This is a genomic window from Myxococcus xanthus, assembly GCF_013116825.1.
Classification (GTDB): Bacteria; Myxococcota; Myxococcia; order Myxococcales; family Myxococcaceae; genus Myxococcus; species Myxococcus xanthus_B.
This window is the reverse complement of record NZ_JABFNS010000007.1, coordinates 36968-56957: the sequence shown is the minus strand read 5'-3', so window position 1 is coordinate 56957 and position 19990 is coordinate 36968. Positions and strand designations below refer to the sequence as shown.

The following is a 19990-nucleotide window of genomic DNA, read 5'->3' as shown; positions in this document are numbered from 1 at the left end:
CAGAAGCCTATCGATGTGGACGCCGTGGGCCACGGCACTTCGGGAGGAGGGAGGACAGCAACAACAGCAGGGGCAGGGTGGGGCCCGTCGCGGCGGCGCAGCCACCGGACTTCGGCTCGATTGGGCGTTGCTCGGGCGGCTGTTGCCCCGCGTCCGGGGGCCCCGCATCCGGCGGCGGTGGCTCCTCCACGCCACCATCCGGGTAGAGCGGAGCGCCCAGTTGCTCCGCGAGCTGCGGCCAGCGGGCCGGGCAGAGGTCCCGCACGGGGGTTCCGCGTGGGCAGAGCTGCGTGCCCTGGATTTCGTACAGCGCGAAGATGTGCTCCCACGTGCGCCCCTGGTCCGTGCTGCGCGCCAGGGCCCAGTCGTGCAGCCAGGTGGAGCCGCAGCCGTAGAGCGTCTCGCCATCGCGCAGCACGCACGCATTGCCGGTGGGCAGGGGCTGCTTCTCCAGCGGGCCGGTGCTCGAGCCCATGAAGAAGGAGTTGAGGGTGCCGACCCAGGCGGTGCCTCCGTCGGAGGACAGGTCCATGTTGATGAACGTGTCATCCAACACGGTCACCTGCGTCAGCGTGCGGCCCCCGTCATCGCTGCGCAGCAGGTGCGTGTAGCCCTGCGCGGAGACGCGCACCCACACCACGTCCGCGGCGACGGGGTCCACCGCCACCACGGTCAGCGCGTAGGGCCGCAGCAGCTCTGGGAGCGTATGGGGGAACTCCTGCCAGGTGTCCCCCGCGTCGTCGCTGCGCAGCACCACCATCTGGTTGTTGGAGACGCCCGACACGTAGATGCGGCGGGGGGCCACCGGGGACACGCGGACCGCGTTCAGCTCCAGCCCTGTGCGCAGCAGCGGCGAGGCGGTCCACGTCTCTCCGCCGTCGTCGGAGCGGTACAGGCCGTTGGCGATGCCGGGCCGTCCGGTGACGGCATGGAAGACGCGGTCATCGGTGGGGTGGGCCGCCAGCCCCGTCACCCAGGTCGACTTGAAGAAGGGATGCGTGCGCCAGGAGCAGCCCTCATCCGGGGAGTGCAGCAGGGCGCTGCCCGTGGCGGCGAGGATGTCGCCGGATTCTCGCCAGAGGTAGGCCTCCGGGCGCCATCCGCCATACCCCATGGCATCCGGGCACACCCAACGCCACGTCTTGCCGCTGTCGCGGGAGATGACCGCGCCGAACGTCGTCCCGGAGAAGAAGTCCTGGGGGTGGCCCCGGCGGAGGGTGATGTTGGACGTCTCCGGGAGGCCGGCGTGGGCATGCGAAGCCATTCCAGGCAGCAAGGCCAGGAGGGACGCGACGGTGCTCCAGGCAACCGTGATGCGCGACTTCATTCCAATGGACTCCGGGAGAACGTGCCGGCCCCCTCGTTAACGTTCACCGCGTTGAAACATAGCGGGGCGAATCGCTGCCCGGGTCGCGCATTCCGATGGAGCGCCTGGGGCTCGCCCGTTATCAGGAGGCCCCTCTATGGGAATGGAATATCGGCAGCTCGGCGGCTCTGGCTTCAAGGTTCCGGTGTTGACGCTTGGGACGGGGACCTTTGGAGGCCAGGGGGACTTCTTCAAGGTGTGGGGCAGCAGCGGGGTCGAGGAGGCCACGCGCCTGGTGGACATCTGCCTGGAGGCCGGGCTGAACATGTTCGACAGCGCGGACAACTACTCGCGCGGCCTGGCGGAGGAGATTCTCGGCAAGGCCATCTCTGGCCGCCGGGAGAAGGTCATCCTCTCCACGAAGGGCACCTTCCGCTCGGGTGAGGGGCCGAACGACGTGGGCTCCTCGCGCTTCCACATCACCCGCGCGGTGGAGGGCAGCCTGAAGCGGCTGGGCACCGACTACATCGACCTCTACCAACTGCACGCCTTCGACGCGCTCACGCCCGTCGAGGAGGCGCTGCGGGCGCTCGACGACCTCGTGCGCGCCGGGAAGATTCGCTACATCGGCGCGTCGAACTTCTCCGGCTGGCACCTGATGAAGTCGCTCGCCACCTCGGAGAAGTACGGCCTCGCGCGGCACGTGGCGCATCAGGCCTACTACTCGCTGGTGAGCCGGGAGTTCGAGTGGGAGCTGATGCCCCTCGCCCTGGACCAGAAGGTGGGCACCGTGGTGTGGAGCCCGCTCGGCTGGGCGCGGCTGACGGGGAAGATTCGCCGGGGACAGCCCCGGCCCGAGGGCTCCCGCATGCAGTCCTCGCTCAACGCCCAGGGGGCGCCGCCTCTCTCCGAGGAGTACCTCTTCCGCGTGGTGGACGCGCTCGATGCCGTCGCCGCAGAGGCGGGGAAGACGGTGCCCCAGGTCGCCATCAACTGGCTGCTCCAGCGCCCCTCCGTGTCCACCATCGTCATCGGCGCGCGCAACGAGGCGCAGCTCCGGCAGAACCTGGGCGCGGTGGGGTGGAGCCTCACCCCGGACCAGGTGGCCCGGCTCGACGCGGCCAGTGCGGTGACGCCCACCTACCCGTACTGGCACCAGCGCGGCTTCTCCGAGCGCAACCCGTTCCCGACGAAGGTGGATTGAACGCGGCCTGGGGCGGCGTCTTCCATGTGGAAGACGTCTGCCTCGCGAGGACGCTCGCCTCCGTTCATGGGGTCTGCTACGCACGGCGCCTGGTCCGGCACGTGGAGAGCCCAGGGGGTGGGCCCAGGGGTGCCTGGGGGAGTTCACGGCATGGCGCGTTCCACGGTGGAGCCGGGGCACGGTGACGAGCTGCCCGCAAGCGCGGGTACGCGGCCCTTCTGGGAGGCGGTGGCGCAGGGGACGGTGGACATGGCCGTCCGCATCTACGAGGCCCTGGCGGCGTCGCAGCGAGACGTCGTGCTGGAGGAGTCCTCGCGTGCGTCCGCGTCCGCTCGCGTCACCCTGGTGTCGGTGCTGCGGCGGGCGCGTGACTTCGCTGGCGCCGCGCGGGTGCTGGAGGTGGATGGCGCCGCGGCCGAAGTCGCACAGCTCCACGAGCAGGCGGGCGCGTTGCTCCCGGCCGCGGAGGCGTGGCTGCGCGCGGATGAACCGGCCCGGGCGGCGGCGGCCTTCGAGCGCGGCGGCGCGTTGGAGCGGGCGCTGTCGCTGTACGAGTCGCTGCGGGCGCGCGAGGCCATGGCCCGCTGTCTCACCCGGCTGCGCCGTCCCATGGAGGCCGCCGCGGTGTACCGCGAGCTGGGCAACCCGCACGCGGAGCTGGAGTCCCTGCGTGCCGTGTCTCCGGACATCGCGGTGGCGCGGCGTGAGGCGGTGCTGCGGATGAGCGCGCTGCTCGACGCGCAGGGGGAGTCGTGGCGGGCGCTGGTGCTGCTGGCGGATGCGCTCCAGGAGCCGGAGCTTCGGGGAGACATCGCGCTCCAGGCGGAGCACACGCGGCTGCTGCGTCACCTGAACCTGAATGGCGGTCCGTCGGTGGAGCCCGCCCGCGCGCCGCCACTGCCACCGCCGCCGCCGGACGGCTACGAGTACCTCAAGGCCATTCCCCTCTTCGGCGAGTTGTCCCTGGTGGACATGAAGGACCTCTACCAGCTGGCGCGGCCGGTGCAGTTCGCGCGGGGGGCCACGGTGCTGGCGAAGGGCGCGCCCGGCTCGGGGCTGCTGGTGCTGTTGGAGGGGACGGTGGACGTGCTCGTCGGTCCGGAGCCCGGCGCCCGGTTGCTCAACACGCTGGGGCCTGGAGCCTTCATCGGCGAAGTTTCCCTCATCCTGGACGGAGACACGTCCGCGCAGGTGTGCGCGCGCACGGACGTGCGGGCCCTGCGGGTGACGCGCGTGGACTTCCAGCACTACCTGGACACGCACGAGGCGGCCGCGCTGCGCATCCTCCGCCTCTTCACGGAAAAGCTCGCGGAGCGCGTGCGCGCGCTCAGCGCGTAGCAGGGGAGGCGGCCATGGCGCACGTGCACGGCGCGGACAGGCAGCGGGCCGTCCAGCTCGCCAGCGAGGGCAGGTTGGAGGAGGCCCTGGCGGAATACCAGGGCGTGGTGAAGGACGCCCCAGACGACGCGGAGGTGCGTCAGAAGGTGGCGGAGCTGCTGGAGTGGCTCGGCCGTCCCGCGGACGCTGTCGCCGCGTACCAGGAGGCCGCGCTGGCTTGGACGAAGGCGGGCCAGCCCCTGCGCGCGGTGGCCGCGTGCGTGGCCTTGCCTCGGCTGGGCGCGCCCCAGGCCGCGCTCGTGCGCACCGCGCGCGTGCTGGCGGAGCGCTTCGCCCTGCCGCCGGGCGCGGCGGTGCCCGTGGAGGCCACCCGGGCGCATGTCGCGGAGGATGGCGCCACCGGGCTGCCCATCCTCTCGCAGGTGGGCCGGGAGGCCTTCGTCGCGCTGCTCGAGGTGCTCCAGGTGCGCGCCTTCTTTCCGGGGCAGGTGGTGGTGGAGGAGGGGACGCCGGGGGCCTCCATGTTCGCCCTGGTGGAGGGCCGCGCGGACGTGGTGCGCGCGCTGGAGGACGGCCAACGGCGGAGCGTGGGCACCGTGACGCCCGGGGACTTCTTCGGGGAGCTGGCGCTCATCTCCGAGGGGCCCCGGCTGGCCACCGTGGTGGCCACCGAGCGAGCGGTGCTGCTGGAGCTCACGCGCCAGCACATGGAGGCGGTGGCGGCGCGGCACCCGGACGTGACGGCGGTGGTGGACGCCTTCTACCGGCGCCGGATGGTGGAGAACCTGCTGCGCAGCAACCCGCTCTTCAATCAGCTGTCGCCCGCGCAGAAGGCCGCGGTGTCGCGCGACTTCGAGCTGCGCTCCTTCGCCGCGGGCGAGGCGTTGATGACGCAGGGCCAGCCGGGAGACGCCTTCTACGTGCTGCTGCGTGGGCGCTGCACTCCGTGGCTGGAGCAGCCTCACGGACGGCGCGTGGCGCTGTCCGCGCTGCGCGAGGGTGATGTCTTCGGTGAAATCTCCCTGCTGCTGGACAAACCGGTGTCCGCGACGGTGCGCGCGGACGTGGCGGGCGTGGTGCTGCGGCTGGAGCGCGACGCCTTCCAGAAGCACCTGCTCAGCCAGCCAGGCCTCAAGGGCCAGTTGATGCGCATGGGCACGGAGCGGCTCCAGCGCACGGCGCAGGCGCTGGCCTCCGGGCGGGTGTTGCACGACGGAGACCTGCGCGTCTGACGCGAAGGGCTGCCGCTGGAAACACAACGCCCGGGCCTCCGTGAGGAGACCCGGGCGCGGTGAGGTCCGGACAGTCCCGGAAGACTACATGGAGTAGCCGAGCGTCAGGCCGAACACCTGGGCCGTGCCGTTGTAGATACCCGTCATGCCCGGCGCGGTGCTGTCCTTGTCGAACAGGTTGACGAACTGGTAGGCCGCGTCGACGCGCACGGCGCCGAAGCTGTAGCCCACGCCCGCCGACACGCCGAAGCGGTCCGCGTCCGGCAGGTCCGGCGTCAGCGTCTCATCCGGGCTGGGCGCCGGGTCCCACAGCACGCCGGCGCGCACCTGCAGCGCGTCGGTGATGCCGTACTCACCGCCCAGGTGGAAGTTCCACGTCGAGCGCCAGTTCTTCGGCAGCGGGTTGTTGATGGCCGGGTTGTCCGGGAACTCGATGGCGAGCTCCGGGAAGCTGGACCAGCCCACCCAGTTGGCGTCGAACGCCAGCGTCAGGCGCTCCAGCGGCGTGACGGCGATGCCCGCCACCACCGACTGCGGCAGCTTGACGTCACCCTCCACGCGGGTGTCCGGCAGGCGGCCCTGGAAGGCCGGCGGCACGTCGCGGAAGTCCGCGTCGCCCTTGAACGTCATGCTGATGGGGCTGCGGTACTGCACGCCCAACGTGACGAGCTTCGGGACCACCACGGCCTGGACGCCGGCGTTGAAGCCGAGGCCCCAGCCCGCGCCGCCCAGGTGCACCTGGCCCTCGCTGGTGACGAAGCCCAGGGCGCGCTTCAGCTCCAGCGTGCCGCGGGTGATGTTGAGGCCCGCGCCCACGCGGAAGCGCTCGTGGACCTGGTACGCCACCGTGGGGTTGATGTTGTAGATGGACAGCGCGGACTCCTGGGCGCGGAAGCGGCCCACGAACCCGTCTTCCCACCGGCTGCTCGCGCCGAACGGCGTGTAGAAGCCCACGCCGGCCGCCAGCGAGTCCGTGAGTTTGTACACGGCGAACACGTGCGGCGGCGGGGACAGCGTCGTCTTCTGCCCCTGCACCGGGCCACCCGTGGGGGTGAACTGCAGGCTGGGGAGGATGCCGGTGACGCCCGCGGTGATGTCCAGCTTCTCCACGCCCAGGATGTTGGCCGCGTTGGAGTAGATGGCGGACGAGTCATCCAGCCACGCCGCCGCCGCGTTGGCCATGCCCGAGGAGCGCGCGCTCTGGGTGTTGACCTGGAAGCCCGCGGCCTGGGTCGTCCCGGCGGCGAGCAACGTGATGAGGGAGAGTGTCTTCTTCATGTGGGTTCGTTCTCTCTCTGGAGGCCGTTACGGGGTGGGCGACGCGATGCCCGTGTTCAGGAACTGGATGACCTGGTTCTGCGCGGTGTTGCGCACGGACCGGAGGAACTGGCTGCTCCCCGAGCTGGGGTCCAGCGACGGGTTCACGATGCCGAAGAACGCGTGACGCACGTCCTCGGGCAGGCCCATCCCATCCGCTGCCAGGTACGTCTGCACCGTGCGGGGCGTGGAGACGTTGACCAGCGGGTGGTGGGCCGCGCTGATGAGTCCCTCGGTCACCGCGTTGGGGATGACCATGTCACCCGCGATGTACTGGATGAACGCCTCGCGGTTGGCGGGTGCGGACGGCGCGTTCTCCAGGTACTTGCCGTAGTTGCGGGGCGAGGCCGGGTCCAGGATGGTGCGCGCCAGGGTGATGAACTCGTAGAACTCCGGCGAGCCCGGGGCGCGGCCGTTGTTTGCCAGGGTTTGGAAGAAGCCCGCGCGGTACCGCACGAACGCCGGGTCCGTGGCCGTCAGGAGGACGTCCACCAGGTCACCGCCCACCGTGTTGAGCGCCGTGCGGCCCACGACTGGGGACACGGAGGCGGACAGGACGCCCTGGATTCCGCCGAGGCTCTGGCCCACGTAGTTGAACTGGCTGGTGTTCAGCGTACCGGCGCCCGCGGCAGCCAGGCGGCCCTTGAGGCTGTCGGTGTTCAGCGCGCGCACCAACTGGGCGAAGTCCACCACGTGGTGGCGGAAGTTGTCGCGGGTGGCGAACAGGTTGACCAGGTTCAGGAAGCCCGCGCCGGAGACGTACGGCGGCTGATTGGGACCCGGACGGGCGAAGTCGCCGCCCTCGCAGGTGCCGGTGGCGCTGGTGGGCGCGGCCACGCAGCGGCCCAGGCCCTGGCTGGCGCAGAACACGTCACCGTGCGGCGACGCGGTCGCCCCCACGTCGCAGGCCGGCTGGTTGTTCGACACGCAGCGGCCGAAGGTGGGGCTGCCCGCAGTCACGTCGCAGGTGTCGCCGTCGTCGCAGGCCTCATCCGGCGTGGTGAAGATGAACTCGGGGACGCCATCGCGGTTCTCGTCGATGATGACCGGGGCGTCCTCGCTGATGCCGGCGCAGCTGGCGCGCTCACCGTGGAACACGGTGTCGATGGCCGCCACGGCGTAGCCCGCCGCGTTGAAGTTGTTGGCCACCGTCATGATGTTGGTGCGGTTGCCCGTCAGGCCGTGGCCGTAGATGACCACCGGGTAGCCGTCCGCGGGCATCGTGCCCGCCGGCGTGAAGAGCATGAACGGGACGCGGTCGATGCGCGCCGCGGCGCGGTTGAGCGTGCCCTGCACGTCATCCAGGAGGAAGGGCGAGTGGTACGCGCCGATGAAGACGCGGCCCACCGCGTCGTTGTCCAGCGTCAGGGCGGCCATCGTGCCCTTGATGGTGGTCGTCTGGTCCAGCAGATAGACGGGGTCGGCCGGCACCGGCGTGGGGGCCGCGTTCAGCTGCTCGAGGATGGAGCGGGTGCTCTGGGTGGTGAAGGCCCACGCCAGGTTGATGTCCTTGCGCGGGATGCCCGCGGCCTCCAGGCCGTCGAACAGCGGCTTCATGCCCACTCGCGCCCGCTCCAGGTCCTGGGCGAGCGTGTCGGGAACGGCGGACACCTGGCTCTTGCCGTTGGCGTCCACCAGCGGGTTGGCCATGCGCATCAGCGCCTGCGCGGCGGTGGGCGCCACGGTGCGGCCCAGCGTGTCCTTCATGCCGCGCAGCATCACCACGCCATACTGGGTGGCCTCATCCAGGGGCACCTCCGGGACAATCTGGAGCTGCTGGGGCGAGTTCGGCGCCGGCGTCAGGCCCTCAACGACGGGCTCGCAGTTGAAGCACACCTTCACCTGGGGGTTGGTGCCCGAGGCGTGGTTCGTCAGCTTGACGAAGCGCAGCGTGGTCTTCGGCTCCGACTCGTCGTCCGGCGTGAAGCCGATCTTCATGCGCACGGTGTTCGCGTCCAGCAGGGAACCCGTGTCGATGGTGCCGCGTTTCGCGCCGTTCTCCGACACGATGGGCGCGGTGGTGGACCAGCCGTCCAGGGTGTTGAGGCCCAGGATGAGGCTCTGTGCGGTGCCGGCCTCGGGGGGCACCGGCAGGGCCAGCTTCCCGGTCGCGGGGTTGCGCAGCAGGTCATTGGGGAAGGGGACGACGCCGTTGCCCGGATCGAAGGTGGCCTCCGGGTGGTCCATGATGGAGAAGGTCCACAGGAGGACGATGTCCTCGCGCTTCACGCTGAACTGCTCGGACACCTCCTTCAGGATGGGCGCGTAGCCGCGGCGCAGCTGCTCCAGCCGCAGGGCGCTGGCCGTCTGGTCCGCCAGGCGGGCGGCGGGCTCCGTCTCCGTGGAGGGGATGAGCTCGGTGGCCGTCTGGCAGTTGGGCGCCTTCAGGTCGTCGCAGGTGACCAGCGACTCGGTGGAGCTGGCGAAGGCCCACGTCGCGGACGGGATGACCGGCTTGCCGGCCGTCGTCTTCACGCCGTTCTCACCGCCGATGATGGCCACGGCGTAGCGGCCACCCTTGGGCCAGCCCCCGGGCAGCGGGGGGATGATGGTGACGAGGTTGGTGTTCTCGTTGTACCCGATGTAGCTGGGCGTCGCCGGCCTCGCCAGCGGCGTGCCCGCGTACACGTCGATGATCTTCACCGTGTTCGCGTTGACCGTCGCCGCGTCCAGACCGCGGATGCGCGTGGTCGCGGTGATCGTGGTCGGGAAGCCGTTGAGCGTGTTCACGTAGTCGCGCGTGAACTCCTGCTCCGCTGCGGGCGCCTGCGGATTGATGGGCGCGTTGACCAGACCGTTGACGATGGCCAGGTCGTTGGGCGAAGGGACGACGGGCGGAGACCCGGTTGGATCGAACTCCGCGACGACGGAGTCTTCGGGGCTCCGCGGCGGATCCTGGGCGATATCGGGAGTACAGGCCGAGGCGCCCAGGGCAAAGGCCCCGAGGAACAACACCTTTCTCATGGGTACAACCCCCTCCAAGTCCTGGGTTGGGATGACTGGACTGGAAACGTCCGTGGCGTACCACGTCCATGGGTTGGCAGGAAGACAAGGGACTTGACGCGTCGTGTCAGTTGTGATGGCGCGTGCGGGGTTGTGAGACGGGCGGTCGTTGACACGCTGCGCAGTGAGGCCCAGGCGGTTACGCTGCCGCGCATGAACCGACTATTGGGTGTGCTGGTGGTGGCCGTTGCCGTGGTGGCGCATGCGGAGGAGGCGGGGGGCCTGAAGTGGACGGCGCCCGCGGACTGGGCGGTGCAGGGGGCCCGGCCAATGCGCGCGGCGACGTACAAGATTCCCGCGGCGAAGGGCGACACGGAGGGGGCGGAGCTGGCCGTCTTCTACTTCGGCCAGGGCCAGGGCGGCGCGGTGGACGCCAACGTGAAGCGCTGGGTGGGCCAGTTCCAGACGGCGGACGGCAAGCCCATTCCCCAGGAGAAGTCGAAGACGAAGACGGAGAAGGTCAACGGCATGCCGTTGACGACGGTGGACGTGAAGGGCACGTACACGGGCGGCGGGCCGATGATGGGCCCCTCGACGCCCAAGCCCGGCTTCCGGCTGCTGGGCGCCATCGTCGAGGGCGCCCAGGGCGCCGTCTTCTTCAAGCTGACGGGCCCGGAGAAGACGGTGGCCGCTTCGGAGAAGTCCTTCCGCAAGCTGCTGGAGTCGGTGGAGAAGCAGTAGCGGAGAGGCGCGGCGCGCGGCTACTTCGCCCCGCGCGCGGGCTTCGCCTGGGCCTTGGTCGCGGTGCCACCCGCGACCGCGCGCTGGACGGCCGCGGCCGGCGTGCGCTTGGAGGGCAGGTCCGGCATGAGGAGCACCTCGATGCGCCGGTTGCGCGCGCGGCCCAGCGGGGTCGCGTTGGTGGACACCGGACGCATTTGCCCGTAGCCCGCCGCCACCAGCCGGCGCGCGGGCACGCCGCCCGTGTCCTGGAGGAAGCGCACCACGTTCACCGCGCGCGCCACGGACAGCTCCCAGTTGGACGGGAAGGTGCTCTGCAGCTTCTGCGACGGGGGTGAGTCATCCGTGTGGCCCGACACCTGGATGGACTTGTCCTCCACCTTGGCCAGCACGCTGCCCAGCCGCGTCAGCACCTCCTGGCCGCGCGCGCTGATGCTCGCGTCGCCGGAGTCGAACAGCACCTTGTCCACCAGGTCCACCTGGATGCGGCCCTCCACCTGGGACAGGCGGATGGCGCCCTCGGCGATCTCCGCCTTCATCTTGTCCTGCAGGTCGTCGTAGGTCGCCTTCAGCTTCGCCAGCTCCGCCTCCTGCTCCTGCACCGTCTGGCTGAGCTGTTCCTTCTCCGTGCTGAGCCGCTCCTTCTCCGTGGCAAGCTGGGCGCGCTCGGCTTCCAGCGCCGCCAACTTCTGCTCCAGTTGCAGCCGCGCGGCCTCCGCGTCACGCGCCCGCGTGGCGGCCTCCACCGCGGACTGGCGGGACTGCTCCGCCAGTGCCTCGGCCTGGCTCGTCCCGCGGTGCGCCAGGTACATCACGCCGCCCGACATCAGCACCACCAACGCCGTCACCAGCCAGGGCACCCAGGGCCGTCCGTGCTGTGCCTGGCCGTGTTGCGTGGACTCCGTCATGTCGCGACCTCCCGAGTGGCTGAACGGGGGCCACCGTAGCCAGACGCCCAGGGTGTGCCTCAAGGCGCCCCGGTGTGCGCAGGTGTCTGGCGTTGCAAGGTTGCAGCGGTGTCAGAAGGGCGCCCTCCGCTTCGCACGCCGCGTCCGGAGGACACGGCCTGGGAGCAGAACCCCGCGCCGGAGGTGGCGCACCTGGCGGCGAGGATGGCCACGACCTTCCAGGGCTGCTCCGGCTCCGTCCCGGAGCGCTTCCGCGGCTTCGAATTCACGCGGGAGCCCCCCCGACAGGGCACGGTGTTTCGGATGACGCATAGGGGACGGAGCGCCTGGCTGGAGGCTCATCCAGCGAACACCCGTCCGGAGTGACTGGCGTCTGGCTGACGGCTGGGACCCTGGGGTGGGCTGCAATCCCACGCGGACGCCACAGCCTTTGAGCGGAGGCCCCCGGGCCTGCGGCGTTCATTCATGGGGGCGGAGGAGGCTGGCATGAAGGCAGTGGCGATCATCCTCGCTGCGGGTGAGGCCCGGCGGATGGGCCACCCCAAGGCGCTTATCGAGCACGAGGGAGGCAAGAGCTTCCTCCAGTCCCTGGCATCCACCTTTGGCAAGGCGGGTTCCATGGTGCTCGGCGTGGTGGGGAAGGACTCCGAGGCGGTGCGCGAGCAGCATCCGGGGATGGAGCTGGTGGAAGCGGAGCGGTGGCAGGAAGGGCCCCTCCTGTCGATAAAGGCGGGGTTGGACGCCGCGCTGGAGGCGGGCGCGGACGTGGTGCTGCTGCATCCGGTGGACATGCCGGCGCTGCGCGCGTCCACGCTCAAGTCGCTCCTGAAGATGGCGGGAGACGCGGATGAGCTGCTGCGCCCGGAGTTCGAGGGCGCGCCTGGCTGGCCACTGGTGCTCTCACGGAGCGGGGCGGAGCGGCTGCGCGCCGCGGAGGGCCAGCAGTTGGAGCCCGCGTTGGCGACGATGAAGGTGCGCCGCGTGCCGGTGAAGGACCCGGGCGTGGTGGTGAACATCAACACGCCGGAGACGTACGAGCGCCTGTTCGGCACGCAGCCGCGGCTGGCGCCTCCGCCCAAGCGTCGCGGCGCCAAGCGTGGCACCGCGTCTGCGACGTCCAACGTGGCGGAGCTGGGCGGTGGTTCGGCGCCCATGGCCGCCGCGTCCGAGGAGTAGCGCGCGACGGCCGGCTGGCTGGGGCCCGTGAGAGAAGGGGCTCCGGCCAGCACCACCCGAGGCGTCAGAGCGTGAGGCCCAGCCCCAGGTACGGGCCGGTGAGCCGTTCGATTTGCTTCTCCCCGGTCGTGTGACCGGCGTCATTGAGGTAGAGGGCCCGCCAGCCGCCGCGCAGGTGGAGCGAACCCACGTGCACGGCCAGGCCGGCCTGGGCATCCACCTGACGGTGCGGGAAGGGCACCGCCTGGATGCGGGCCTCGAGGTCCACCGGCGAGGCGCCGATGCAGGCCTCCGCGGACGCGGCGAAGCTGGGGCCCACGAAGAGGATGTCCGGCGCATGCGCGCTGGCGACGCCGCCCTCGAGTCGCAGCCGGCCCCGCTCCCCCGCCCACAGCGCCGCGGAGGCGTGCGCGCTCAGCAGGGTGATGCGGTCGGTGGCCTCCGAGCCATCCTTCGTGGGCAGCGACATGCCGGTGATGCGCGCGTCCAGGCCCAGATGGCGGCCATCCATGGCCATGAAGAGCCCCATGGCCCCGGCGTCGCCCAGCAAATCTCCCTGCACGCCCATGCGCACCAGCAGCGGCACCGTGTCCTCTGGCTCGCGCACCACCCGTTGGGCGGGCCGCGCGGCGGCGAAGCCTGGGCGGGTTGCGCCGATGACGGCCCCCGCGACGATGGAGCCCGCTGGTGGCCGGCGCACGCGCGTGGCGCGCCGCCGGGGCGCGTCGTCACCCCGGGGCGTGCGCTCGCGGCCAAGGGCGGAGGCCGGGTGCGTGCGGCGGTTGTCATGCGAGCCCTCAGGGGACTGGCCAATGGCGGACGCGGGATGGGCTCGGGCGCGGCGTGACTCCTGGGACGGGGAGGCCTGACGGGACGTGCCCCGTGACGAGGACGAGGAGGCGTCTCGCTTGCCGAAGCGCGCCTGCGCGGGAGAGGTGCCCAGCAGGACACTGACCGCGAGCGCGGCGCACAGCACGGCCTTGGATGCGGGCAAGGTCCACTCCTCGTGGGGATTTCGGGGGCGGGCGGATTCAACCGACTTCCCTCCCCAGGGACCATGGGCCTCCAGGCGCGAGGTGTCGTCCACCAGCGTGTGCTGTGCGGCGCCAGACACCGCGCCGGTTCGCCGTCGCTGCGAATGCCACCCGGTGGAAGCTCACGTCGCGCGCCTGCCCGGGAGGCCGTGTGGCTCGCGGCGCCGAAGGGGCCACAGCGGCCTCGCCCGTGCTGTAATATCTGCATGCGCGGGCCCGGCAGATGCTCATGCTTTGACAGTGAGCGGAATGCGGCGAAGTCGCTCGTGCCTGGGCGCGAAGGAGGGACTAGGGTGCCGGGTGTGACTCATCCCGTGGTGCAGCCGCAGGTCCTGATTGTGGAGGATGACCCGGACGTTCGGGGGGCCATGGCGGAAGCGCTGCATGACGAGGGCTTCGAGGTGTCCATGGCCATCAACGCCGTGGAGGCGCTTCGCGTGCTCGCGGCGCTGGAGTCCGCCTGCCTGGTGCTGCTCGACTGGGAGATTCCGCGCGTGGACGGGCGAGGTCTGCTCGAGCGGCTGCGGTCCGATGAGCGCTTCGCCGGGACGCGGGTGGTGGTGATGACGGCGGAGGCCGGGCCGCTGCCGCCTGGCGCGGCGGGGGTGCTGCGCAAGCCCGTAAGGCTGGAGATGCTGCTGGCGGCGACGCGGCGGCACTGCCCGGTGGCCAGCGGCGCGGTGAAGACGCCCGCGTGAGCGCGGGCTGCGCGCTGACGCGGGCGTGAGGACTTCAGCGGACGTCAGTAGGTAAGGCCCAGGCCCAGGAAGGGGCCGTGGAAGGTGTCGACGTGGGAGGCGCCATCCACGTAACCGGCGTCGTCCAGCACCATGCCGCGGTAGCCGCCGCGCAGCACCACCGCGCCCAGCTTCAACGCCAGCGCGGCGTTCGCGTCCACCTGCCGGTAGGGGAAGGGCGTCACCTGCAGGCGCGCCTCCAGGTCCAAGGGGCCGGCGATGCAGGCCTCCAGGGAGGCGCCGAAGCTGGGGCCGACGAAGGTGATGTCCGGCGCGTGCGCGGTGCTGACACCGGCCTCCGCGCGCAGGCGGGCACGCTCATGGGAGATGAGCGCCCAGGTGAGGTGCGACTGCGTCAGGGTGATGGAGTCCGAACCACTCGTCCCGTCATCCGTGGGCAGGCCCAGGCCCGTCAGCCGCAGGTCCACGCCGAAGCGCCGGCCCTCCAGCCCGAGGAACAGGTCGGCGCCGCCGCCCCCTTCGTCGAGCGGCCCTCCCTGGATGCCCACGCGGAAGGACAGCGCCGCCGCGTGGCGCTCCCCGCGCAGCTCCGGCGACACGCCCATCCGGTGGTTGCCGGTGATGAAGAGGTAGGAGAGCCAGCTCACCGTCACCGTGCTCGAGCCGCTGCTCACGTGCCGCCGGTTGCTCGAGGAGCGCCGCCGGGAGCGGCGACGTGGCGCGTCGTCGTCGTCATCGTCGTCGTCCGAGCCGATGGCGGAGGCCCCGTGCTCCTGGTCATCCCTGTCCCGGTTCGAGTCGCTCTGGGACGGCCGCGAGCGCTTGCCGAAGCGGGCCTCCGCCGCCGTGGGACCCAGGCCCAGCGCGAGCGCGAGAAGGGCACACAGCAGGGTCCGGATTGGGAACACGGGTCAGCTCCTGACGATGGGCCGGGGATGCGGCCGCCGGAGACCTGGACGCCTGGCGGCCTGCTTTATTCAATCCGAATCACTGTTGAGGTGGCTCCGGGCAGTTCTTGGGGTTGTTCAGGCACGCGTCCGTCTGGAGGCACTGGCCCGGGGACTTCTTGAGCTTGCACGTGTCCGAGCACTTGGGAGGGAACTCGGAGTAGTCGCACGTCACCCCACAGGTGGTCTGCGTCTTGGGGGAAATCGCCTCGCAGGGCGAGCGCAGGTACACGGTGATGGGCTCGGGGTGCTGGAAGCCGGCCTCGTCCATGCAACCCTCGAAGTCGCCGTCCCCCCACACCGCGGTGCCGTCGTTCACCTTGCAGCGGACGGCGCGGGGGTTGTAGCTGCCCGGTTCGCAGGGGCCCTCCGCGCGGGCCATGCAGCCGGCGATGTGCTCACCGCCGACGTCGGCGTTGGCGCAGATGCGCGAGCGCAGGTGGCTGTCGCCGTCCACCCAGTCCCGGCCGTGGCAGGCGTGGACGTTGTCATGGACCACGCCCTTGAAGCGCAGGTTGACGAGCTTGGGCTGGAGGGTGTCCTGATTGAGGACGACCTCCACCGTCAGGCCGCGCGAGTCGAACATGTTCCCGTAGAAGGCGCCCTCCCGGAACGTGTACGCGCCGAAGGGCTCGGCCGGGTAGGTGCCGGAGGTGGCCACCGGGGCCACCCACGAGCCCGGAATCGCGGCGCGGCTGTAGGGCGCGGACATGACGCTGTAGCGGCCGCTCGCGGGGCACTTGAACTCGACGCTGGGCTCGATTCCTCCGCAGGGGTTGCCGAGCGTGTCCGCCAGGCGGTCCTCCCAGGCGCAGCCCCGCGGGTCCTCGCACACGCGCAGCACCCGGTCTCCGAAGATGCGGCCCAACTGGCCCGTGCACGTGGCCGGGTGGGGCGCGCCCGCGGCCACCGTCACCGTGTCGCCCGGGTTGCAGGTGCCCACGTTCTCCCCCAGCCAGCCGCACTCGGCATGGAGGCCCGCCTCACCCGACGCGCAGGGCAGGAACATGGGGCTCCACTCCTGGCGGGCGCCCGAGGGGTTGAAGCGCCGGGGTTCGCTCGGGTCCTCGCCGCGCATGGACACCATCACGCGGCGGCCGAAGGCGTTGTTGCGCGCCAGGAGACAGGCCGTCACGTAGCCCAGGCAGGCCTGGCTCGGCTTGTCCTTCTCCCACTCGGGGCACAGCCCCACCTCGCCCTTGAAGGTGTACGTGTCGCCAGCGCGGCTGGTCCACTCCACGGCGGCGCCGGGCGGCAGCGCGCACTCGGTGAGGTACGCCATCACGTTCCGGGCAGGTGGGTGCTCCAGCGCGTGCTTGAGCCGGCCGTCGAAGACGAACGTCTTCGAGTGCAGCGGCATCTCGGTGAGGGCGTCCAGCGCGGCCCGATTGCTGGTGAGCGCGTTGAAGGCCAGCTCCTCGGCGCGGAGCGAGTTCAGGATGCGGATGCCGGGCTCGGCCCGGGCCGGGGCCTGGGGAAGCAGCAGCGCGGTCAGGAACAGGAGCGCGGCCCGCAGGGAGCGCGAGGAGGGGCGAAGCGCGAAGGGCGACATGGAGCGTGGACCTCGGAGCGAAAAGAGACTCGGTGGCTCCGGCGGTAGCACGTCGCGGGCCGGGCGCTCAGGCCCGCGGTTTCGCGGGGTTGGCGGTGGGCCCTGTTGCCTGGGGGTCCACACCCTCTCAAGGCGTGTGGACGTGGTGGCCACGCGCCGTCAGCGCCGGCCCTGCTTCTTGGCCTTGGCCAGGCGCCGGGGGTCGGGCTTGCCCGGCGCGGGCGGCGGCTGGAGCGCCGTGGTGCACGCGGCGGTGGCCGTCACCGCGGCGGCATAGGCGGCGTGGTGCTGCTGCTCCAGCGTGCGCAGCCGGCGCGACATGGCCTCGCGCAGGGCCTGGAGCTCGGCCACGCGGGCCTCGGACTCGGCCGCCTCGCGTGTCAGCGCGTCGTTGCGTTCCACCAGGGCGGAGATGGAGCGCGAACCCGCCCAGGCCCCTGTCGTGGCGAGCAGCACCGCGCTCACCAGCAGGCCCCAGGGCAGCCACGCCCGGCGCGGGGGCGCCGACTCGTTTCGCTGCATCGCTTCCATGCCCGTGAGGTTAGTGGCCTGGGCGGGGTAGGCTTCAAGGGGAGGACGTGGGAGCCTGCGGCACCTGGGGCATGGGTGGCGCGGCACGAAGCGCGCGCCGGGGCCCACGGGAGGCGCTTCCACAGTCAGCTCGCCGCCGTGGGCGCGCGGGCACGCTGGCGGACCTGGGCGACAGGCCACGGGGGGGGGGCCTGGGCTGTACGGTGGGCCGTTCCGTGGCGGGATGACAACCCGGGGTGCAGGGGGAACATCCGCGGGGTGATGTTCCCAGGGGCCGTGGCCGCCCAGCCGCCCGTTGATGCGGGCGGGCTTGATTCGAGGCCCGTGGGTGAGGCCTCATCCGGCCCCTTTCTTCATCTTCGGGAGCTGATGGTCTGATGGCGATTGCGTGCGTGGTGCTGGACTTCGACGGAACCTTCACGGACGTGGCGGCGGAGAGCGCCCCCTTCCTCCGGCATTTCCGGCAGGGCCTGGCGGCGGCGCTGGGCGAGGATTTGGAGACCGCGTGGGAGGAGGAGGTCGCCACGTTGCGCGCGGGCGCGGACGCGCTGGGTTGGGATTTGGGCGGCCGGGTGGTGGCGCCCGCCACGGCGGACCCGTACCTGACGGCCACCTGCGCGGCCCACCGCCTCATGCAGCGCTTCGCGCAGGGCCAGGACGAGGCCCGCCGCTCCGACGTGGTGCAGAAGCTCTACCGCGAGGCCTACGCGCACTCGGCCACGGCCTTCAAGCCGGAGGCGAAGGAGGTGCTGGAGGCGCTGGTGGCCACGGGCCTGCCGGTGACGGTGGTGACCAACGCGCACACCGACCTGGTGGAGAAGAAGCTGGACCAGCTGGCGCCCAAGGGGCGCGAGAAGCTGACGGTGTCCGGGGACGCGCGCAAGTTCCTCCTGGACCCGCCGGACGCGGCGGATGCCCGCTTCACCGCGGTGCCGGAGACGCAGACGTTGGACGGCGTGCTGCGCCGCCCCGTCTACCTGCGCCGGGGCCGGTACTTCGAGGCCCTCAAGCGCGTCTGGGAGTCCACGGGCACCACGCCGGAACAGACGCTGGTGGCCGGTGACATCTACGAGCTGGACCTCGCGCTGCCCGCCGCGCTGGGCGCGCATGTGCAGCTGGTGGCCCGTGACAACGTGCTGCCCTACGAGCTGAAGGCCATGGAGCTGCTGGGCGCGCGCGGCGGCGTGGACCGCAGCCTGCACGGCGTGCTGCCCCGCCTTCGCTGAAGGCCGGGCCCGCAAGCACGAAGCCCCGCCTCCCGGTGAAGGGAGCGCGGGGCTCGTGGGCTACCACCGGCGAGGGCGTTAAACCTTGGCGCCCGGCGTCGGCTGGAAGACCTCGTTGAACTCGGTGATGGCCTTGCTCAGCGCCGTCTTGATGTCGGCGGTCAGCTCGCGCTTCGACGCCAGGTCCTTGGCGACGTTCGGGTGCTTGCCGTCGGCGAACTCCAGGAACTCACGCATCCAGCGCACCACGTCGGACGTCGGGATGTCGCGAATCCAGCCGCGCTTCTTGGGGTCGTCGCGGTTGGTTGCGGCGTAGATCTGCATGACCTGCTTCTCGACGGGCATGGGCTCGTACTGGCCCTGCTTGAGCAGCTCCACCATGCGGGCGCCGCGCGCCAGCGTCTCCTGGGTGGCCTTGTCGAGGTCGGAGCCGAACTGGGCGAAGGCGGCCAGCTCGCGGTACTGCGCGAGCTCCAGCTTCATGGTGCCGGCGACCTGCTTCATGGCCTTGATCTGCGCGGCCGAACCGACGCGGGACACGGAGAGGCCCACGTTGATGGCCGGGCGGACGCCGGCGAAGAAGAGGTCCGTCTCGAGGAAGATCTGCCCGTCGGTGATGGAGATGACGTTCGTCGGGATGTACGCCGACACGTCACCGGCCTGCGTCTCGATGATGGGGAGCGCGGTGAGCGAACCGGCGCCCTCCTCGTCGGACAGCTTGGCGGCGCGCTCCAGCAGGCGGCTGTGCACGTAGAACACGTCGCCAGGGTAGGCCTCGCGCCCCGGCGGGCGGCGGAGCAGCAGCGACAGCTGACGGTACGCCACGGCCTGCTTGGACAGGTCGTCGTACACGATGAGCGCGTGCATCTTGTTGTCGCGGAAGTACTCGCCCATGGCCACGCCGGCGTACGGCGCGAAGAACTGCATGGGGGCCGGGTCGGAGGCGTTGGACGCCACCACCGTGGTGTACTCCATGGCGCCGTAGCGGTTCAGCTTCTCCACCACCTGGGCCACCGTCGACTGCTTCTGGCCGATGGCCACGTAGATGCAGTAAACGTTCAGGCCCTTCTGGTTGATGATGGTGTCGATGGCGACGGCCGTCTTGCCCGTCTGGCGGTCACCGATGATGAGCTCGCGCTGACCACGACCCACCGGCACCAGCGCGTCCAGCGCCTTGATGCCCGTCTGCAGGGGCTCGTGCACGCTCTTGCGGGACACGATGCCGGGCGCCTTCACTTCCAGGCGGCGCGTCTCGGTGGCGGCGATGGGGCCCTTGCCGTCCAGCGGCTTGCCGAGCGGGTCCACCACGCGGCCGAGCAGCTCCTTGCCCACGGGCACGGAGGCAATCTGCTGGGTGCGCTTGACCGTGTCACCCTCGCGGATGGACTGGAAGTCACCCATGATGGCGACGCCGACGTTGTCCTCTTCCAGGTTGAGGACGAGGCCCTGCACGCCGTTGGCGAATTCCACGAGCTCACCGGCGAGCGCACCCTCGAGGCCGTAGATACGCGCGATACCGTCACCGACGGACAGCACGGTACCCGTCTCCGCGACGGTGACCTTCTTCCCGTAGTCCTTGATCTGCTCCCGGATGATTCTGCTGATCTCGTCGGCGCGGATTTCCATGAGCGTATGCGTCCTTGCGCAGGGGCGGCCGACGTGGAGCAGGCCGCCGAAACCTTGAAGTCGGGGCCCCTTACCACGCACACCCACCCGCTGCAATGCGGTCCGCCCCACCCGCAACGGGGTGGGAGAGGACGGCCGTTCAGGAGTGGGACAGGCGGCTGCGCAGAGGCGCTCCAGGGGGGCCGAATCGCGCCTGGCTACTCTGGTGCAT

General features: G+C 71.1%; 17 protein-coding genes. 8 read left to right on the top strand and 9 right to left on the bottom strand.

The window, feature by feature from the left end; genetic code table 11:
- Positions 1 to 7: 7 nt before the first annotated feature.
- Positions 8 to 1327: a WD40/YVTN/BNR-like repeat-containing protein gene (locus tag HNV26_RS03475; RefSeq protein WP_171439993.1), complete on the bottom strand. Its 1320-nt coding sequence runs from the start codon at positions 1325 to 1327 to the stop codon at positions 8 to 10.
- A 142-nt stretch (positions 1328 to 1469) separates the two neighbouring features.
- Here HNV26_RS03475 and HNV26_RS03470 point away from each other — a divergent pair, with 142 nt between their 5' ends.
- The 3 genes from HNV26_RS03470 to HNV26_RS03460 all read left to right on the top strand — a co-directional run bounded on the left by HNV26_RS03470 (position 1470) and on the right by HNV26_RS03460 (position 5080).
- The gene (locus HNV26_RS03470; protein ID WP_171440042.1) at positions 1470 to 2510 is read left to right on the top strand and encodes an aldo/keto reductase; all 1041 of its coding nucleotides are present in this window, start codon (positions 1470 to 1472) and stop codon (positions 2508 to 2510) included.
- Between the two features lie 150 nt (positions 2511 to 2660).
- Positions 2661 to 3848 (top strand): cyclic nucleotide-binding domain-containing protein, encoded by a 1188-nt coding sequence (locus tag HNV26_RS03465; RefSeq protein ID WP_436410027.1) that lies wholly within the window; start codon positions 2661 to 2663, stop codon positions 3846 to 3848.
- A gap of 14 nt (positions 3849 to 3862) precedes the next feature.
- Positions 3863 to 5080, top strand: coding sequence for a cyclic nucleotide-binding domain-containing protein (locus tag HNV26_RS03460; RefSeq protein WP_171439991.1), 1218 nt, complete (start codon positions 3863 to 3865; stop codon positions 5078 to 5080).
- Between the two features lie 84 nt (positions 5081 to 5164).
- On the opposite strand, the gene HNV26_RS03455 is transcribed toward HNV26_RS03460, so the two are convergent.
- Together HNV26_RS03455 and HNV26_RS03450 are read right to left on the bottom strand one after the other, a co-directional pair.
- Complete coding sequence (locus HNV26_RS03455) at positions 5165 to 6358, bottom strand: OmpP1/FadL family transporter (protein ID WP_171439990.1); 1194 nt, start codon at positions 6356 to 6358, stop codon at positions 5165 to 5167.
- Positions 6359 to 6385: 27 nt separating this feature from the next.
- Complete coding sequence (locus HNV26_RS03450) at positions 6386 to 9361, bottom strand: hypothetical protein (RefSeq protein WP_171439989.1); 2976 nt, start codon at positions 9359 to 9361, stop codon at positions 6386 to 6388.
- Positions 9362 to 9553: 192 nt separating this feature from the next.
- Between HNV26_RS03450 and HNV26_RS03445 the strand changes: the two genes are divergently transcribed.
- Positions 9554 to 10081 carry a hypothetical protein gene (locus tag HNV26_RS03445; RefSeq protein ID WP_216611758.1) on the top strand — a complete coding sequence of 176 codons (528 nt, stop codon included), beginning with the start codon at positions 9554 to 9556 and terminating at the stop codon, positions 10079 to 10081.
- A gap of 20 nt (positions 10082 to 10101) precedes the next feature.
- On the opposite strand, the gene HNV26_RS03440 is transcribed toward HNV26_RS03445, so the two are convergent.
- The gene (locus HNV26_RS03440; RefSeq protein WP_171439988.1) at positions 10102 to 10989 is read right to left on the bottom strand and encodes an OmpA family protein; all 888 of its coding nucleotides are present in this window, start codon (positions 10987 to 10989) and stop codon (positions 10102 to 10104) included.
- 108 nt (positions 10990 to 11097) lie between these two features.
- Here HNV26_RS03440 and HNV26_RS03435 point away from each other — a divergent pair, with 108 nt between their 5' ends.
- Positions 11098 to 11355 (top strand): hypothetical protein, encoded by a 258-nt coding sequence (locus HNV26_RS03435; RefSeq protein WP_171439987.1) that lies wholly within the window; start codon positions 11098 to 11100, stop codon positions 11353 to 11355.
- Positions 11356 to 11475: 120 nt separating this feature from the next.
- Positions 11476 to 12165: a nucleotidyltransferase family protein gene (locus HNV26_RS03430; protein ID WP_171439986.1), complete on the top strand. Its 690-nt coding sequence runs from the start codon at positions 11476 to 11478 to the stop codon at positions 12163 to 12165.
- Positions 12166 to 12229: 64 nt separating this feature from the next.
- Here the strand turns inward: HNV26_RS03430 and HNV26_RS03425 are convergent, their stop codons facing one another.
- Positions 12230 to 13159, bottom strand: a complete 930-nt coding sequence (locus HNV26_RS03425) for a hypothetical protein (protein ID WP_216611757.1) — start codon at positions 13157 to 13159, stop codon at positions 12230 to 12232.
- A gap of 333 nt (positions 13160 to 13492) precedes the next feature.
- Here HNV26_RS03425 and HNV26_RS03420 point away from each other — a divergent pair, with 333 nt between their 5' ends.
- A complete protein-coding gene (locus tag HNV26_RS03420) occupies positions 13493 to 13897 on the top strand; it encodes a response regulator (RefSeq protein ID WP_171439984.1) in 405 nt (134 codons plus the stop codon).
- Between the two features lie 44 nt (positions 13898 to 13941).
- Here HNV26_RS03420 and HNV26_RS03415 read toward each other — a convergent pair whose 3' ends face one another.
- The 3 genes from HNV26_RS03415 to HNV26_RS03405 all read right to left on the bottom strand — a co-directional run bounded on the left by HNV26_RS03415 (position 13942) and on the right by HNV26_RS03405 (position 16927).
- Positions 13942 to 14805, bottom strand: coding sequence for a hypothetical protein (locus tag HNV26_RS03415; RefSeq protein WP_171439983.1), 864 nt, complete (start codon positions 14803 to 14805; stop codon positions 13942 to 13944).
- A 79-nt stretch (positions 14806 to 14884) separates the two neighbouring features.
- Positions 14885 to 16396, bottom strand: a complete 1512-nt coding sequence (locus tag HNV26_RS03410; protein WP_216611756.1) for a hypothetical protein — start codon at positions 16394 to 16396, stop codon at positions 14885 to 14887.
- Positions 16397 to 16555: 159 nt separating this feature from the next.
- On the bottom strand, positions 16556 to 16927 hold the full coding sequence (locus HNV26_RS03405) for a hypothetical protein (RefSeq protein WP_171439981.1): 372 nt from the start codon (positions 16925 to 16927) through the stop codon (positions 16556 to 16558).
- A 377-nt stretch (positions 16928 to 17304) separates the two neighbouring features.
- On the opposite strand from HNV26_RS03405, the gene HNV26_RS03400 reads away from it, so the two are divergent.
- The gene (locus tag HNV26_RS03400) at positions 17305 to 18153 is read left to right on the top strand and encodes an HAD family hydrolase (protein WP_171439980.1); all 849 of its coding nucleotides are present in this window, start codon (positions 17305 to 17307) and stop codon (positions 18151 to 18153) included.
- 78 nt (positions 18154 to 18231) lie between these two features.
- On the opposite strand, the gene atpA is transcribed toward HNV26_RS03400, so the two are convergent.
- Positions 18232 to 19779: a F0F1 ATP synthase subunit alpha gene (atpA, locus tag HNV26_RS03395; protein ID WP_171439979.1), complete on the bottom strand. Its 1548-nt coding sequence runs from the start codon at positions 19777 to 19779 to the stop codon at positions 18232 to 18234.
- Positions 19780 to 19990: the final 211 nt, after the last annotated feature.

Coding starts and splice junctions, on each gene's coding strand:
- atpA (WP_171439979.1), bottom strand. CDS start 19,779: ATGGAAATCCGCGCCGACGAGATCAGCAGAATCATCCGGGAGCAGATC.
- HNV26_RS03430 (WP_171439986.1), top strand. CDS start 11,476: ATGAAGGCAGTGGCGATCATCCTCGCTGCGGGTGAGGCCCGGCGGATG.
- HNV26_RS03465 (WP_436410027.1), top strand. CDS start 2,661: ATGGCGCGTTCCACGGTGGAGCCGGGGCACGGTGACGAGCTGCCCGCA.
- HNV26_RS03475 (WP_171439993.1), bottom strand. CDS start 1,327: ATGAAGTCGCGCATCACGGTTGCCTGGAGCACCGTCGCGTCCCTCCTG.
- HNV26_RS03470 (WP_171440042.1), top strand. CDS start 1,470: ATGGAATATCGGCAGCTCGGCGGCTCTGGCTTCAAGGTTCCGGTGTTG.
- HNV26_RS03460 (WP_171439991.1), top strand. CDS start 3,863: ATGGCGCACGTGCACGGCGCGGACAGGCAGCGGGCCGTCCAGCTCGCC.
- HNV26_RS03440 (WP_171439988.1), bottom strand. CDS start 10,989: ATGACGGAGTCCACGCAACACGGCCAGGCACAGCACGGACGGCCCTGG.
- HNV26_RS03405 (WP_171439981.1), bottom strand. CDS start 16,927: ATGGAAGCGATGCAGCGAAACGAGTCGGCGCCCCCGCGCCGGGCGTGG.
- HNV26_RS03455 (WP_171439990.1), bottom strand. CDS start 6,358: ATGAAGAAGACACTCTCCCTCATCACGTTGCTCGCCGCCGGGACGACC.
- HNV26_RS03410 (WP_216611756.1), bottom strand. CDS start 16,396: ATGTCGCCCTTCGCGCTTCGCCCCTCCTCGCGCTCCCTGCGGGCCGCG.
- HNV26_RS03445 (WP_216611758.1), top strand. CDS start 9,554: ATGAACCGACTATTGGGTGTGCTGGTGGTGGCCGTTGCCGTGGTGGCG.
- HNV26_RS03450 (WP_171439989.1), bottom strand. CDS start 9,361: ATGAGAAAGGTGTTGTTCCTCGGGGCCTTTGCCCTGGGCGCCTCGGCC.
- HNV26_RS03400 (WP_171439980.1), top strand. CDS start 17,305: ATGGCGATTGCGTGCGTGGTGCTGGACTTCGACGGAACCTTCACGGAC.